The organism is Paenibacillus artemisiicola (assembly GCF_017652985.1).
Taxonomy (GTDB): domain Bacteria; phylum Bacillota; class Bacilli; order Paenibacillales; family Paenibacillaceae; genus Paenibacillus_Z; species Paenibacillus_Z artemisiicola.
In genome coordinates this window covers 39,802-55,263 of the sequence record NZ_JAGGDJ010000004.1, presented here as the reverse complement: position 1 = coordinate 55,263, position 15,462 = coordinate 39,802, and the positions used below count along the sequence as shown (strand labels likewise).

Below are 15,462 nucleotides of genomic sequence, written 5' to 3'. Positions count from 1 at the left end.
AGGACCCGCCGCCAAATAAGCAAGCCAGCCGCAGGCGGCGGCTTGCTCTACAAGCGGCGAGGACCTGCCGCCAAATAAGCAAGCCAGCCGCAGGTGCCGGCTTGCCAAAACGCCGTGGAGCGTGTCCCGTCAGGGACGAAAGCGGGGACTTGCACGCCGCAGCTCCCGAGCGTCTCTGCGGCGCATCGCGTTCCCATGGTCCCGCCAGGGACACCAGGTAACTCGCGAGCGCAACCGTCAAGTGTGTCCCGCGAGGGACGAAAACGAGGCCCGGCACCCACGTACCCCAAGCGCGCTGCTCTGTCCCGCCGACGTTATGCCATCCAGGTGTCCAGAGGGCCGGGGCCCTCGGGGTCCCCCTGGCGAGGGGGATTTAGGGGGTCGTGCCCTTAGGGGGTCGTGGCCTTAGGGGTCGTTCTCGATAGTAACCCCACGATCCGCTGCAGCAGCGGAAGATTCCAATAATCGGAGCGCCAGGCGGCCGTCAGCTGCAGGGTCACCGGACGACCCGGCAAAGGCACGTGCTGCAGCGTCCCGGCGGCCCGGAGCGCCGCCGAGGCGGGAAGAACGGTCAGCGAGCCGCCGTTCTCCGCGGCGGCGAGCGCGAGGTCGACCCGGTCGGTCGACCAGTCGAAGGCGAGCGACAGCTTCTCGTGCTGTTCCCAGACGCGAAGCGCCTCCTGCAGGGAAGCATCCGCGAGCTCGACAAACCGGTACCCCGCCAGCTTGTAGGGCGGGATGGAGGCGCTGTCCGCAAGCGGATGCCGGTCGCCCATGAACAGCAGCAGCCGCTCTTCCCCGAGATCCTCGTACGTCAGCTGAGACAAGGCGCCGCGCGCGGAGAAGCCGCCGCTGACGAGCAGGTCGATCGCGCCGGTCAACAGCTGCTCGAGCAGCGCGTCGTGCGGCCCGGTCCGCAGTTGAATGCGCATCGGCGCGGCGTCCGCCGCCCGGACATGCCAGTCGCGGCCGAACAGCAGCGAAGAAGCCGCGTCGGTGCTGCCGATCACGAAGCCGTGTTTGCCGTGCTCGCGGAAGGACTGGAAGCGAGACTGCGCTTCTTTATAGAGTTTGTTGATCTCGACGGCATAGCGGTAAAGCATTTTGCCCGGCTCCGTCAGGAGCACCTTGCCGGTTTTGATCTCGAAGAGCGGAACGCCCCATTCTTCCTCGAGCTTGCGCATATGAAAACTGACCGTCGGCTGTTTGACGCCGATCTCGTCGGCGACAGCCGTCACTTTTTTTAGCTCGCCGAGCAGCACTAAAATCCGCAATCTTAATATGCTCATGATTTTTAAACTCCCCATCGTTTCAGTTATACAATTAATTTATAATACCCAACTCTAGTATTCAATCTATCTATGTAGTTTTAGCATTCCGTTAACACTAAGGAAATATCAAATTAATAAGGGAACCGTACAATAGCTCCTGTAAGAACAAATAACCGCAGAGGAAAGCGGAAGGAGAAAAAGAACGGAATGAAAAAAGCATTATTCATTGTTGTAGCGCTCATGTTGACGATCGGGCTTGCTGCTTGCGGCTCTAACAAAGAGAACAACGGCAACACTGCAAATAGCGGCACGACGAACGAGGGCAACAGCGGAACGAACGCAGGGGGCAACAGCGGTTCGAATGCAGGCGGCGAGGCTTTGAGCGGTTCCATTCTGGCGGCAGGTTCCACGGCTCTTCAACCGCTTGTCGATCAAGTATCGAAGAAATTCATGGAAGACTCCAAATACAGCGGCATCACGGTTCAAGTCCAAGGCGGCGGCAGCGGCACGGGCCTGACGCAAGTCCAAGGCGGACAAGCAACGATCGGCAACTCCGACATCTTCGCCGAAGAGAAATTCGTCGATGCGGACGCCGACAAAGCGAAAGAACTCGTTGACCACCAAGTAGCGGTCGTCGGCATGGCGGCAGTCGTTAACAAAAGCGTAACGGTCGACAACCTGACGAAGCAGCAACTGGTCGACATCTTCACGGGCAAAGTCACGAACTGGAAAGACGTGGGCGGCCAAGACGAGAAAATCACGATCATCAACCGTCCAAGCAGCTCCGGCACGCGCAAAACGTTCGAGAAATACGCGCTGGGCACGGCTTCCCAAGACATCCCGGGCTCCATCCAAGAAGATGCTTCCGGCACGGTTAAAAAATACGTAACGGATACGCCCGGAGCGATCGGTTACCTGGCCCTTTCCTACCTGGACGATACGGTTAAAACGGTAAAATACGAAGGCGTCGAAGCAAAAGAAGACAACATCGTGAACGGCACGTATCCGGTATGGGCATACGAGCACATGTACACGAAAGGCGAGCCTGACGCCGCTACGAAAGCGCTCCTCGACTACATCATGAGCGACGAAGTACAAAACGCCGACGTCGTCGAACTGGGCTACATCCCGGTTACGAAAATGCAAGTGAAGCGCGACGCCGCAGGCAACGTCACGAAATAAGAACGGCCTTAGGAATTGAATAACGCATTCAGTCATTAGAGGTGGAGCCATTCCGCCTCTAATTGACTTGTGTTTCGATCATGTTCGTACTTGAAGGAGAGATGAAACGATGGAGCAGCCCGCTGTGAATGATCAGTCCCGCGTAAAACCGAGAACGGCACGCAATATGGCCAAACCGCACGTCATGGAAGAGTGGGTAGGGAAGGTCTTTACGACCCTGTGCATCGTCGTGCTGGTCGTGACGATCGGCGCGATCGTATACTTCGTATCTTCCCGCGGCTTGGCTACGTTTATTACGGATGGTGTCAGCCTCGGCGGGCTGCTCAGCGGACTGAAATGGGATCCGGAAGGCGAAATTCCGCTGTACGGCGCGCTGCCGTTCATTTTCGGCTCGTTCAGCACGTCGCTGCTGGCCGCCGTTATCGCGGCGCCGCTTAGCTGCTGCGCCGCCGTATTCATGACGCAAATCATGCCCGGACTCGGCAAGCGCGTCCTTCAGCCGGTGATCGAATTGCTCGCCGGCATCCCGTCCGTCGTCTTCGGCTTCGTCGGTCTGAGCGTCGTCGTTCCGCTGCTGCGCAACGTATTTCCGGGTCAAGGGATCGGGATCGCGGCCGGTGCCATCGTGTTGTCGTTCATGATTTTGCCGACGATCACGTCGATCGCGACCGACGCGCTGTCTAACCTGCAGCGCGGCCTGAAAGAAGGCTCGTTCGCGCTCGGCGCGACCCGCTGGCAGACGATTTACCGCATCGTCATTCCGACGACGCTGCCTTCGCTGCTCACGGGCGTCGTGCTCGGCATGTCCCGCGCGTTCGGCGAAGCGCTCGCCGTCCAGATGGTAATCGGCAACGCGCCGCATATCCCGCACTCCCTGTTCGAGTCGGCTTCCACGCTGACCAGCGTCATCACGCTCGACATGGGCAACACGGTCATGGGCTCCACGCACAACAACGCCCTGTGGTCGCTGGCCTTGATTCTGCTCGCCATGACGTTCGTCTTCGTCTTTATCGTCCGCTTGCTGGAAAGGAGAAATAGCCGATGAGCGCCAAAACCGCAGACCGCATCGCAACCGCCGTCATTATCGCCATATCCGCTCTTATCGTGCTTTTGCTGGCCGGCTTGCTCGGTTACATTCTCTTTCGCGGCTTGCCGCACATCAGCTTCCACTTCCTGACCAGCGGTCCGCAGACGATCAAGGCGGGCGGCGGCATCGGACCGCAGCTGTTCAATTCGTTGTTCCTGCTGGTGCTGACCCTGATCATCACGATTCCGCTCGGCCTCGGCGCCGGCATCTACATGAGCGAGTACGCCCGTCCGGGCAAGCTGACGGACGCGATTCGCCTCATCGTCGAAGTGCTGTCGTCCTTCCCGTCGATCGTCGTAGGCCTGTTCGGCCTGCTTGTCATCGTCAACGTATTCGGACTCGGCTTCTCGCTGTTCTCGGGCGCTCTCGCGCTGACGGTCTTCAACCTGCCCCTTATGGTGCGGATCACCGAGCAGGCGATCAAAGGCGTGCCGCGCGAGCAGAAGGAAGCGAGCCTCGCGCTCGGCCTCTCGCGCTGGAAGACGATCACGTCGGTCATGCTTCCGATCGCGACGCCGGCCATCGTCACCGGGACGATCCTGGCTTCGGGCCGCGTCTTCGGCGAAGCCGCCGCGCTGCTCTTCACCGCGGGCATGAGCTCGCCGCGCCTCGACTTCACGAACTGGAACCCGCTCAGCCCGTTCTCGCCGCTGAATCCGTTCCGCCCGGCCGAGACGCTCGCCGTGCACATCTGGAAAATCAACAGCGAAGGCCTCGCGCCGGACGCTTCGCAAATCGCCGCGGGCGCATCCGCCGTGCTGATCATCATGGTGCTGATCTTCAACTTCTCGGCACGCTGGTTCGGCCGGTACCTGCACCGCAAATTTACGGCCACCAAATAAAGGGGAGAGTGATCAAGCATGCAGCAGGCAGGATTGTCGGCCAACAACCTCAGCGTGTTTTACGGAGAGAAAGAGGCCATCAAGAGCGTGTCGCTTGATTTCGCGCCCCGCGAGGTGACCGCGCTTATCGGGCCGTCCGGATGCGGCAAGTCGACGTTTCTCCGCAGCCTGAACCGGATGAACGACACCATCGGCGGCGTTCGCACCAAAGGAGAAGTGTGGATCGACGGCGAAAACATTAACGACCCCGGCGTCGACGTCGTGCTGCTCCGCCAAAAGATCGGCATGGTGTGGCAGCGTCCGAACCCGTTTCACAAGTCGATTTACGAGAACATCGCCTTCGGGCCGCGCTACCATGGCATCCGCAAGCGCAAGGAGCTCGACGCGATCGTGGAGGATTGCCTGCGGAAGGCCGCCCTGTGGGAAGAGACGAAGGACCGGCTGCACACGTCGGCGCTCGCGCTGTCCGGCGGTCAGCAGCAGCGGCTGTGCATCGCCCGCTCGATCGCGGTCAAGCCGAAGGTCATCCTCATGGACGAGCCGGCATCCGCGCTCGATCCCGTGTCGACGGCGAAGGTCGAGGAGCTCGTCGCCGAGCTCAAGCAGGATTACAGCATCATCATCGTGACCCACAACATGCATCAGGCCGCCCGCGTATCGGATAAAACCGCGTTTTTCTACATGGGCAAAGTCGTCGAGTACGACAAAACAGACAAGATCTTTACGAATCCCTCCGAGAAAGCGACGGACGACTACATCTCCGGCCGCTTCGGTTAAGGGGCGAACAGGGGGCGCTGCGCGTGATTAGACGGAAAGAGCTAGACGACGGCCTGGATCAGCTGAAGGCCATGCTCATCGAGATGGGAACCCGCGTGGAAAAAGTGCTCGGCGACGCGATGCGCGCGCTGGAGCAGCTCGATACGATCTCGGCCAGAAGGATCATCGCGGACGACATCAAGCTGAATCAAATCGAAGAAAACATCGATTTGCTCGGCGCGCGCATGATCGCCACGCAGCAGCCCGTCGCCAAGGATTTGCGCCGGATCCTCGTCGCGTTCAAGATGGCTGGCGATCTGGAGCGCATGGGCGACCTCGCCGTGGACATCGCCAAGGTCGTGGTGCGGCTGGACGGCCAGACGCTCGTCAAACCGCTGGTCGACCTCCCGCAGATGGCCGGCATCGCGCAGCAGATGACCCGGGAGTCGATTCAGTCGTACGTGCAGGAAAACGTCAATTTGGCCTGCAAGATGGCGCAGGACGACGACCAGGTCGACGCGCTGTTCAGCCAGGTCATCCGCGACCTGTACGGCGTCATGATGGACAACCCGAAGACGATTTCGCAGGCCGGCCTGATCAGCTTCGTCGGCCGGTATATCGAGCGGATCGCCGATCACGCCACGAACATCGGCGAGAGCGTCGTCTATCTCGTCACCGGCAAGCGCCCCGATTTGAACGCCTAAGCACCCTAAGATCCGAGAGCGAGCACTTCGCGCCGGGTCTTTTTTATTCCGCGGAGCGCCTCATGCCGCGCGGGCAGGCGCCCTTGTCAAAAGCCGCCTATGATTTTACATGATTTTAACAGTTCAGATATGCTCCCATCACAATCTCCCCCTACAATAGCCCTAGATGCTAGTCAATACGGCTTATGCCTAAGAGAGATGATTCCCGTGGACGAAATCGGCTATGGACTTTTGGACCGTACAATGATACATCGGCTGACGGAACAGTGGCATTACGGCGGCATCGGCGTCATCGTCGTGCAGCTGCACGGCGGGCCTTCCGCATCCGTCTATGAAGCGCTGACGGGCTGGATGAACGAGCAGCGGCGGCTCGTCTGGCGGTACCGGATGGAGAACGATTTTTTCTATTTCCTTCAGCGCGGCAAATCGGACGAACAATTGGACAAGCTCGTCGGACGCGCGCTGGCCGGACTCCGCGAGCGGCTGGGCCGCGCTTTCTCGCGGGAAACGCTGCAAGCGCCGAGCACCGAGCGCGCCCTCGCCGGGTTCGCCATCGGCCACGCGCTCGCGTATCCGTCGGGCATCGGAAGGTCGGCGGAAGCGACGATCTATTACGCCGTCAAGGAAGCGCAGCACGCGGTCATGCGCCAGCAGATCCGCGAGGAGGCGGCAGCGGCGGTGTTCGAGCCGGCGGCCGCCGCGGAGGCGGAGGCGTATGCCGAATCGCCGAACGCAAGCGCCCGGGAATCGGGCAAGCCCGCCGCCGAGCGCGCGCGGGCCGGCGGCCCGTCGCCTTTTCCGATCGGCGAGCTGGCCAAGTCGATTCCGACGTTCCATCCGAACGCGCTCGTATCGGACCTCGCGCGGATGTTCGAGGCGAACCCGCATGTCCAGGGCGCGGTGATCGCGGTCGAAGGGCGCCCGCTCGGACTCGTGATGAAAGAGAACATGAACCAGCTGCTCGCGGGCCAGTTCGGCCTGCCGCTCTATTGGAACCGGCCCATCGCCAAAATCATGGACGAGGAAGCGCTCGTGGTCGACGGGAGCTGGCCGGTGGAGCAGGTCGCCCAGATGGCGATGGCGCGCGACATGTCCCGCCTGTACCATGTCGTGATCATCACGCAGGGCGACAAGCTGATCGGCGCGGCCTCGGTCCGATCGATCCTGGAATGCTTGACGCAGCTGCGGACGGAGGAAGCGCTGACGGCCAATCCGCTGACGGGACTGCCCGGGAACGCGCCCATTCAACGGGAAATTCAGCGCCGGATCGACGGCCGGCGCCCGCTGGCCATCGTGTACGCCGATTTGGACTATTTCAAATGGTTCAACGACTGCTTCGGCTTCAGCCAAGGCGACGAGCTGATCCGGTTCTTGGGCTCGGTGCTCCAGCAAGCGGCGCTTACGGCGGGCGGAAGAGACGATTTTATCGGCCATATCGGCGGAGACGATTTTATCTTGCTGTCGGAATGCTCCGATCCGGAGCGGCTGTGCCGGCTGATGATCGACCGGTTCAACGGCGGCGTCGGCGCGTACGGCGGCGGAGACGCGCCGGCCGTCACGGACCGGAGCGGCCATCCGGTCGCGCAGCAAGGCGTCACGTTATCGTTGTCCCTGCTGCTGTGGGACGGGGAGCAGCCGGTCACCGCGGCGGCCGTCTCGCAGGCGGCGGCGCGGCTGAAGAAGCGCGCCAAGTCCATCAGCGGCAGCGCCTGCGTGTCAGGCAGCGTATATGAGGAGAAGCATCTAGGAGAGGGAAAAACGTGAACGTGAGAACAGACAGCGGCGGGATGGGCATCATTTACTTTGCTTGGCATGGCAAGGCGCAGGAACGGGCGGACGTCAAGGGGCGGATTCGGGCGACCTGGCGGATATTCGCGGAACGGGTATTGGACGAGCACGAGGCGGCCGGCCTGCAGGAGACGTCGAGGCTGTGGATGCGGGACGACCTGTTCGTCGGTTACCGGCTCGCGCAGGAACGGCGGGAGACCCAGGAGGAACGGCTGCTCGAGCTGTCCAACGACCTGCGGTCGGATTGGGAGACGCGGTTCATGGAGGCGGCATTCGGCGAGCAGGTGCCCGAGCTTCGCCTGCATACGGGCGTATCGTTCCTCGACGACGGCATCGCCTCCGAAGAGGAGCGCCTGTACGACGGCTTCAAGCGGGCGATCGTGCACGGGCAGTCGCGGGGCGCGGCGGAGCGCAGCCTGAAGCGCAGGGCGCTGGAGCGCATTCTCGAGGAGCGGCTTATCGAGCCCGTTTATCAGCCGATCCTGGCGCTGCGGCCGGACGCCGAGACGCTGTACGGGTACGAGGCGCTGTCCCGGCTGCCGGGGAGCCGCTGGTTCAGCGGGCCGATAGGGCTGTTCGACTTTGCCGACGAGGAAGGATTGACCTACGCGCTCGACCGGCTGGCGCGCGAGAAGGCGATCGAAGGCTGCGCGGGGCTGGCCAGCGGACGCAAGCTGTTCATCAACATTACGGCCAAGATCATGAACGACCCGTCGTTCTCGCCGGGTCAGACGCTGCCGATGCTGCAGCGCTACGGCTTGTCCCCGCACCACGTCGTGTTCGAGATTACGGAGCGCACGTCCATCGAGGATTTCGAAGCGGCGAAGCGGATTTTGCGGCATTACCGCAACCAGGGGTATCAGATCGCCATCGACGACGCCGGGGCCGGCTATTCCTCGCTGCAATCCATCGTGGAGCTGAAGCCGGACTACATCAAGATCGATCGTTCCCTGATCAGCGGCATCCACTTGGAGCCGATGAAGACGCATCTCGTCCAGACGTTCGCGGACTTGGCGGCGAAGATGGACATCAAGGTGATCGCCGAAGGCATCGAGGAGAAAGAAGAGCTGCTGCATATCCGGACGCTCGGCGTGCACTACGGGCAAGGGTATCTGCTGGGCCGGCCGGCATCGTTCGGCGCCGCCCGGGAGCTCGCGGCGGACGCCTAGTTCCGGCGGCGCAACCATGAAGCTTTCCTAATGTTCGCGCAAGCGGATCCATTGGGAAAGCTTGTTTGCTTTATGCTATGATAGTGCCAAGGAAATCAAAGGGTGAGGGGTGCCTCTTCGGATGGATAAATGGGTATTGATCGACGGAAACAGCATCATCTACAGGGCGTTTTTCGCGATGCCGCCGCTGACGAATTCGGCCGGCCTGCACACGAACGCGGTGTACGGCTTTACGACGATGCTCCTGAAGCTGCTGGAGGAAGAGAAGCCGACGCATATGCTCGTCGCGTTCGACGCCGGGAAGACGACGTTCCGCCACGAGGGGTACGAGGACTACAAAGGCGGCCGCGAGAAGACGCCGCCGGAGCTGTCGGAGCAGTTCCCCGTGCTCAAGGAGCTCTTGCGCTCCTTCGGCATCTCGCAGTACGAGCTGCCGGGCTACGAAGCGGACGACATCATCGGCACGCTCAGCCGGCTCGCGGACGAGCAGGGCGTGGAGACGGTCGTCGTGTCCGGCGACAAGGATATGCTCCAGCTGGCGTCCGACCATGTCACGATCGCGCTGACCCGCAAAGGCGTCAGCGAGGTCGAACGCTACGATCCCGCCGAAATCGATGCCAAGTACGGCCTGAAGCCGCTGCAGATCATCGACTTGAAGGGGCTGATGGGCGATACGTCGGACAACATTCCCGGCATCCCCGGGGTCGGGGAGAAGACGGCGCTGAAGCTGCTGCATGAATTCGGCTCCGTCGAGGGCGTGCTGGAGAACGCCGCCGAGCTGAAGGGCAAGATGAAGGAGAAGGTCGAGACGCACCGCGACAGCGCGGTCATGAGCAAGAAGCTGGCGACGATTTACCGCGAGGTGCCGCTCGAGAAGCGGACGGACGAGCTGGCCTACGGCGGCTACGACGCGCAGACGCTCGCGGACAACTTCCGCAAGCTGGAGTTCAAGTCGCTGCTCGAACGGCTGGCGCTGCCGGAAGCGGCCGGCGCCGACGCCGCGGCCGTTGCGGCCGCGGCCACGTACGACGTCGTCTCGGCCGGAGAATTGCCGGCCGCCGAGCTGACGGCGCTGCTCGCGGCTTCGGAGAGCGTCTACATCGAAGCGATCGGCGACAACCCGCATCAGGCGCGGCTCATCGGCCTCGCGGTCGCCGCCGGCGACCGGATCGCCGTGGCGACGTACGACGATCTGATGGACGGGCGGACCGCCGCGCCGCTGCGGGATTGGCTGGCGGACGAGCAGGCGCCGAAGCGCGGCTACGACCTGCATAAGGCGGAGCTGGCGCTCGGCTGGGCCGGCATCCCGCTCTGCGGCATCCGGTTCGACGCGCTGCTCGCGGCCTACCTGCTCGACCCGACGGAATCGAGCCAGACGCTGGCCGCGCTGATCCAGCGCTTCGGCCTGGCCGCCATCCAGACCGACGAGGCCGTGTACGGCAAGGGAGCGCGGCTGCAGGTGCCGGCGGGCGAGGCGCTCGCGAACCATCTCGCAGCCAAGGCGGACGCGGTAAGGCGGCTCGTGCCATTGCTGTCGGCGGAGCTCGGGAAGGGCAACATGACGAAGCTGAACGACGAGCTGGAGCTGCCGCTCGCCGTCGTGCTCGCCGGCATGGAGAAGCAGGGCATCCAGGTCAACCCGGGCGTGCTCGAGGAGCTCGGGGCCGAGCTGGAGCGGGGCATCGCGCAGTACATGAGCGACATTTACTCGCAAGCGGGCATGGAATTCAACATCCATTCGCCGAAGCAGCTCGGCGAAGTGCTCTTCGAGAAGCTCGGCTTGCCGGTCATCAAGAAGACGAAGACGGGTTATTCCACGGACGCCGAGGTGCTGGAGAAGCTGGAGCCGTACTCCGAGATCGTAAAGCTGATCCTGCACTACCGGCAGCTGACGAAGCTGCAGTCCACCTACGTGGAAGGGCTGCTGAAGGAGATCCGCCGCGATACCGGCAAGGTGCATACGTATTACCGCCAAACGATCGCGGCCACGGGGCGGCTGTCGAGCCAGTTCCCGAACCTGCAGAACATCCCGATCCGGCTGGAGGAGGGGCGCCGCATCCGCAAGGCGTTCGTGCCGTCGGAAGCGGGCTGGAGCATTCTCGCGGCGGACTATTCGCAGATCGAGCTGCGCGTGCTCGCGCATATCTCCGGCGACGCCCGCATGAAGCAGGCGTTCATCGAGGATACGGACATCCACACCAAGACGGCAATGGACGTGTTCGGCGTGACGGCCGAGAACGTGGACGCCAACATGCGCCGCCAGGCGAAGGCCGTCAACTTCGGCATCGTCTACGGCATCAGCGATTTCGGTTTGTCCAACAACCTCGGCATCTCGCGCAAGGACGCGGCGCGCTTCATCGAGCAGTATTTCGCCGTGTTCGAGGGCGTGCGGGCGTATATGGACAACATCGTGGCGCAGGCGCGCAAGGACGGCTACGTCACGACGCTGCTGGAGCGCCGGCGCTACTTGCCGGAGATCAAAGCCTCGAATTTCAACCTGCGCTCCTTCGCGGAGCGGACGGCGATGAATACGCCGATCCAGGGCACCGCCGCCGACATCATCAAGCTCGCGATGGTCAAGATGGACGCCGAGCTGCGAACGCGCAAGCTGCGCAGCCGCATGCTGCTGCAGGTGCATGACGAACTCGTCTTCGAAGTGCCGGCGGACGAGCTGGAGCTGATGAAGACGCTCGTGCCGGACGTCATGGAGCGCGCGATCGAGCTGGACGTGCCGCTGCGGGCGGACGTCAGCTACGGCGACAATTGGTACGAGGCGAAGTAAGACTTTCCGCGCATCCTGTCGTATAATGGGGGGTAGACCATTTGGCAGGGGAGGACTCGAAATGCCGGAATTACCGGAGGTCGAAACCGTTCGGCGCACGCTGAACGAGCTTGTCGGAGGAAAACGGATCGAACGGGTAACCGTGACGCTTCCGCGAATTATACAGCGGCCGGCGGAGCCGGAGGCATTCGCCGCCGCGCTTGCCGGCCATACGATTCAAACGGTGGAGCGCCGGGGTAAGTTTTTGCGTATTTTGCTCGACGGGCTCGTGCTCGTGTCGCATTTGCGCATGGAAGGGCGCTACGGCGTCTATCGGCAGGACGAGCCGGTCGAATTGCACACGCACGTGCGGTTCCGTTTCGATGACGGCACGGAGCTGCGCTATAAGGACGTCCGCCAATTCGGCACGATGCATCTGTTCGCGCCGGGCGAGGATCTGGCGAACGCCCCGCTGAACAAGCTGGGGCTCGAGCCGTTGGACGACGCGTTCACGCTTCAGGCGTTCAAGCGCGAGGTCGCGCACCGCACGACGAAAATCAAGCCGCTGCTGCTGAATCAGGCGCATATCGTCGGACTCGGCAACATCTACGTGGACGAAGCGCTGTTCACGGCGGGCATCCATCCGGAGCGGGCCGCCGACACGCTGAAGGCGCCGGACTGGGCCCGGCTGTACGACGCGATCCGCGCCACGCTCGGACGCGCGGTCGACGCCGGCGGCTCGTCGATCAAGTCGTACGTCAACGGCCAGGGCGAGATGGGCATGTTCCAGCATCAGCTGCTCATCTACGGCCGCGAGGACGGCGCCTGCACCCGCTGCGGCGGCACGATCGTCAAGACCGTCGTCGGCGGACGGGGCACGCATACCTGCCCCGCCTGCCAGCCGCTGCCGGGCAATCGTCTCAAGGCAAAGGTCAAGCCGCGCGCCAAATAAGGCACGAGCGGCATGATGCCGCATATGATGTACCATTCATGTTCTAGGCGAATGCACAGAACCTGCATTAACGTCTTCATGGGAGGGACATCAAGGTGCTTATTCATGCGTTTTCCTTAGTGCTGCTCGCGTTTGCCGTCAGCTTGGACGGATTCGGCGTTGGCGTGACGTACGGATTAAGACGGATCCGCATACCGTTGCTGTCGATCTGCATCATCGCCTTCTGTTCGGGGCTGATCGTCTGGCTGTCCATGCAGATCGGCTCGCTGTTTACGAATTATATGTCGCCGATGGTCGCGAAGGCGATCGGCGCCGGCCTGCTCATGCTGATCGGCGTCTACGCGCTCATCCAATGGTGGCAGCGCCGGCGCGAGAACGCCGACGATCCGGGCGAAGAATCGGCGGTTCCCCAAACGGGGGACGCGATTGAGCTCACGGCGGAGGGGAGCGCGACCGCCTCGACGATCGTCATTTTCGAACTGAAGCGGCTCGGCATCGTCATCCAAATCCTGCGCACCCCGCAAATCGCCGACGTCGACCGGTCGGGCGTGATCTCGTCCTCTGAAGCCGTCCTGCTGGGCTTCGCGTTGTCGCTCGACAGCTTCGGCGCCGGTCTCGGCGCGGCGCTGGTCGGCTTCAACCCGCTGCTCACGGCGCTCGTCATCAGCACGGCCAGCGGCTTGTTTCTCCTGGCGGGCATGCGGCTCGGCTTTCGGTTCGCGGCGTGGCGCGGCATGCGCGCGCTGTCGGTGCTGCCGGGGATTATGCTCATCATCATGGGCTTCATACGGCTCATGTAGAATACCCTGCGTCGACTCGCTCACGGCCTGTGGGCGGGCGGCGCGGTTACTTACGAGGTGAATGACTTGAAACTGGGACTGACCGGCGGAATCGCCTGCGGGAAGAGCACGGTGTCCGCGATGCTCGTCTCCCGAGGCGCCAAGCTAGTGGATGCCGACCAGGCGGCCCGGGAAGTCGTGCTTCCCGGCGAGCCGGCCTTGGCGGCGATCGTCGCGGAATTCGGACAAGCCGTCCTGAACGGCGACGGCACGATGAATCGCGCGGAGGTCGGCAAGCTCGTGTTTAACGACCGCGAGCGGCTGAATAAGTTGGAAGCGATCTTGCACCCCGCCATTCGCAACCGGATGTGGACGCAAATTCGCGCGTATGAAGCGGAGGATCCGAAGCAGCTGATCATCGCGGACATACCGCTGCTTTACGAGACGGGACAAGCTTCGCTGTACGAAGCGGTCATGGTCGTCTATGCGCCGCGCGCCATGCAGGCGGAGCGGCTGATCGCCCGCAACGGAATGTCGCCGGAAGAGGCGGAGCGGCGGATCGCGCTGCAGCTGGACATCGAGGAGAAACGCCGACTGGCGGATTTCGTCATCGACAACGGCGGGACGCTCGACGAGACGCGGCATCAGGTCGACCTGTTCTGGCAGGAGCAGGGATTGCCATGAAGAAACGCCGGTTGCGCAAGCGCGTATTTCTCATCTTGATTCTGGCTTTGCTTGCGCTGCTGTTCATCCGCTCGGAATGGATGAGCCGCTGGCTGTATCCGGTGCATTTCCGCGAGGAAATCGCCGCGAGCGCGGAGGTATACGAGCTGGACGCCCATCTGGTGGCGGCCATCATCCGCGTCGAAACGAACTACAAACCGGAAGCCGTCTCGAAGAAAGGCGCGATCGGCATCATGCAGCTGATGCCCGACACCGCGAATTGGATCATCCAGAAGGGCGGCTTCAAAGATATGACGACCGAGAAAGTCTCGGCGGAGCCGGAAGCCGGCATCGAGATCGGATCATGGTATTTGAACGAATTGAACGCGCAGTTCAAGGGGAATATGGTAAAGGTGATCGCGGCCTACAACGCCGGCCCGGGGACGGTCAATCGCTGGCTGTCGGACGGCACGTGGGATGGCCGGGCCGAGACGGTGGACGAGGTGCCGTACGGGGAAACAAGACACTATATACAGCGGGTCATTTATTATTATAATAAGTACAAGACGCTCTATCCCGACATTCGGGCGGAATAGCAAAAAAGACTTTGGCCGGCCGCCATCGACGGCGACCGACCAAAGCCCGATGTTCAATCATCGATTAGGCGCGACCTGCAAGAGATTGCTCCGCGATTTGAACCAGTTTACGAGTGATGCTGCCTCCGATGGAACCGGCATCTTTCGTGGTGATGTTGCCATAGTATCCGTCTTGTGGAAGAGAGATACCCAGCTCCTGAGCCACCTCGTACTTCATTTGGTCCAAAGCAGCGCTAGCTTGTGGAACTACGAGTTGATTGCTGCTTCCGTTGTTGTTAGCCATTCGTTCGTTCACCTCCTTGCGGTTGGTAACTGTATTATGTGCGATAATGGCGGTTTCATTACAGGTAACGTTTGGGAATGTTCGCGTATTCGAATTCGCATCGCGAGTAGACGGAGGATATAGACGATGAAATGCCCGTATTGCGACTACGCTGGAACGAAAGTGCTCGATTCCAGACCCGCTAACGAAAATAAGTCGATACGCCGCCGCCGTGAATGCGAGAAATGCACGCGGCGGTTCACCACGTTCGAGATGGTGGAGGAGACTCCGCTGATCGTCATCAAGAAAGACGGCAGCCGGGAAGAATTCAGCCGCGATAAAATTTTGCGCGGCCTGATCCGCGCCTGCGAGAAGCGGCCCGTCTCCGTCGACCAGCTCGAAATCATCGTGTCCGAAGCGGAGAAGGAGCTGCGCACCACCGCGCAGGCGGAAGTCGAGAGCCGCGAAATCGGCGAGCTCGTCATGTCGCAGCTGTATCCCGTCGATGAAGTAGCGTACGTCCGGTTCGCATCGGTCTACCGCCAGTTCAAGGACATCGACATGTTCATGAAGGAGCTCAACAGTCTGCTGTCGAAGGACCCTTTGTCCTAAGCGCGGCGGACGTTTCGCAGAGCAACCTGCCGGCCGCG

The 15,462-nt window shown here is 61.9% G+C and carries 15 protein-coding genes; 13 read left to right on the top strand and 2 right to left on the bottom strand.

Going from position 1 to position 15,462, the window contains the following annotated elements; translation table 11 throughout:
* Positions 1 to 389 precede the first annotated feature (389 nt).
* Positions 390 to 1,289 carry a LysR family transcriptional regulator gene (locus I8J29_RS08660; RefSeq protein WP_208847225.1) on the bottom strand — a complete coding sequence of 300 codons (900 nt, stop codon included), beginning with the start codon at positions 1,287 to 1,289 and terminating at the stop codon, positions 390 to 392.
* Between the two features lie 189 nt (positions 1,290 to 1,478).
* Between I8J29_RS08660 and I8J29_RS08655 the strand changes: the two genes are divergently transcribed.
* The 12 genes from I8J29_RS08655 to I8J29_RS08600 all read left to right on the top strand — a co-directional run bounded on the left by I8J29_RS08655 (position 1,479) and on the right by I8J29_RS08600 (position 14,550).
* Complete coding sequence (locus tag I8J29_RS08655) at positions 1,479 to 2,453, top strand: phosphate ABC transporter substrate-binding protein (protein ID WP_208847224.1); 975 nt, start codon at positions 1,479 to 1,481, stop codon at positions 2,451 to 2,453.
* A 166-nt stretch (positions 2,454 to 2,619) separates the two neighbouring features.
* The gene (gene pstC, locus I8J29_RS08650) at positions 2,620 to 3,498 is read left to right on the top strand and encodes a phosphate ABC transporter permease subunit PstC (protein WP_420831109.1); all 879 of its coding nucleotides are present in this window, start codon (positions 2,620 to 2,622) and stop codon (positions 3,496 to 3,498) included.
* Positions 3,495 to 4,382 (top strand): phosphate ABC transporter permease PstA, encoded by an 888-nt coding sequence (gene pstA / locus I8J29_RS08645; protein ID WP_208847222.1) that lies wholly within the window; start codon positions 3,495 to 3,497, stop codon positions 4,380 to 4,382. Before pstC ends, pstA begins: the two co-directional genes overlap by 4 nt.
* A gap of 18 nt (positions 4,383 to 4,400) precedes the next feature.
* Positions 4,401 to 5,159 (top strand): phosphate ABC transporter ATP-binding protein PstB, encoded by a 759-nt coding sequence (gene pstB, locus I8J29_RS08640; protein ID WP_208847221.1) that lies wholly within the window; start codon positions 4,401 to 4,403, stop codon positions 5,157 to 5,159.
* Positions 5,160 to 5,182: 23 nt separating this feature from the next.
* Positions 5,183 to 5,842: a phosphate signaling complex protein PhoU gene (gene phoU, locus I8J29_RS08635; protein ID WP_208847220.1), complete on the top strand. Its 660-nt coding sequence runs from the start codon at positions 5,183 to 5,185 to the stop codon at positions 5,840 to 5,842.
* A 207-nt stretch (positions 5,843 to 6,049) separates the two neighbouring features.
* Positions 6,050 to 7,606, top strand: coding sequence for a diguanylate cyclase domain-containing protein (locus tag I8J29_RS34435; protein WP_208847219.1), 1,557 nt, complete (start codon positions 6,050 to 6,052; stop codon positions 7,604 to 7,606).
* Positions 7,603 to 8,799, top strand: coding sequence for an EAL domain-containing protein (locus tag I8J29_RS08625; RefSeq protein WP_208847218.1), 1,197 nt, complete (start codon positions 7,603 to 7,605; stop codon positions 8,797 to 8,799). The genes I8J29_RS34435 and I8J29_RS08625 overlap by 4 nt, the downstream gene beginning before the upstream one ends.
* 121 nt (positions 8,800 to 8,920) lie before the next feature.
* Positions 8,921 to 11,581 (top strand): DNA polymerase I, encoded by a 2,661-nt coding sequence (gene polA, locus I8J29_RS08620; protein ID WP_208847217.1) that lies wholly within the window; start codon positions 8,921 to 8,923, stop codon positions 11,579 to 11,581.
* Positions 11,582 to 11,642: 61 nt separating this feature from the next.
* Positions 11,643 to 12,512, top strand: coding sequence for a DNA-formamidopyrimidine glycosylase (gene mutM / locus I8J29_RS08615; protein WP_208847216.1), 870 nt, complete (start codon positions 11,643 to 11,645; stop codon positions 12,510 to 12,512).
* A gap of 95 nt (positions 12,513 to 12,607) precedes the next feature.
* Entirely contained in the window at positions 12,608 to 13,312 is a 705-nt protein-coding gene (locus I8J29_RS08610) for an MntP/YtaF family protein (RefSeq protein WP_208847215.1), read from the top strand.
* A 66-nt stretch (positions 13,313 to 13,378) separates the two neighbouring features.
* Positions 13,379 to 13,975 (top strand): dephospho-CoA kinase, encoded by a 597-nt coding sequence (coaE, locus tag I8J29_RS08605; RefSeq protein ID WP_208847214.1) that lies wholly within the window; start codon positions 13,379 to 13,381, stop codon positions 13,973 to 13,975.
* Positions 13,972 to 14,550 (top strand): lytic transglycosylase domain-containing protein, encoded by a 579-nt coding sequence (locus I8J29_RS08600; RefSeq protein ID WP_208847213.1) that lies wholly within the window; start codon positions 13,972 to 13,974, stop codon positions 14,548 to 14,550. Before coaE ends, I8J29_RS08600 begins: the two co-directional genes overlap by 4 nt.
* 64 nt (positions 14,551 to 14,614) lie before the next feature.
* Here the strand turns inward: I8J29_RS08600 and I8J29_RS08595 are convergent, their stop codons facing one another.
* Positions 14,615 to 14,833, bottom strand: a complete 219-nt coding sequence (locus I8J29_RS08595; RefSeq protein WP_090641932.1) for an alpha/beta-type small acid-soluble spore protein — start codon at positions 14,831 to 14,833, stop codon at positions 14,615 to 14,617.
* A gap of 126 nt (positions 14,834 to 14,959) precedes the next feature.
* Here I8J29_RS08595 and nrdR point away from each other — a divergent pair, with 126 nt between their 5' ends.
* A complete protein-coding gene (gene nrdR, locus I8J29_RS08590; protein WP_090641931.1) occupies positions 14,960 to 15,424 on the top strand; it encodes a transcriptional regulator NrdR in 465 nt (154 codons plus the stop codon).
* Positions 15,425 to 15,462: the final 38 nt, after the last annotated feature.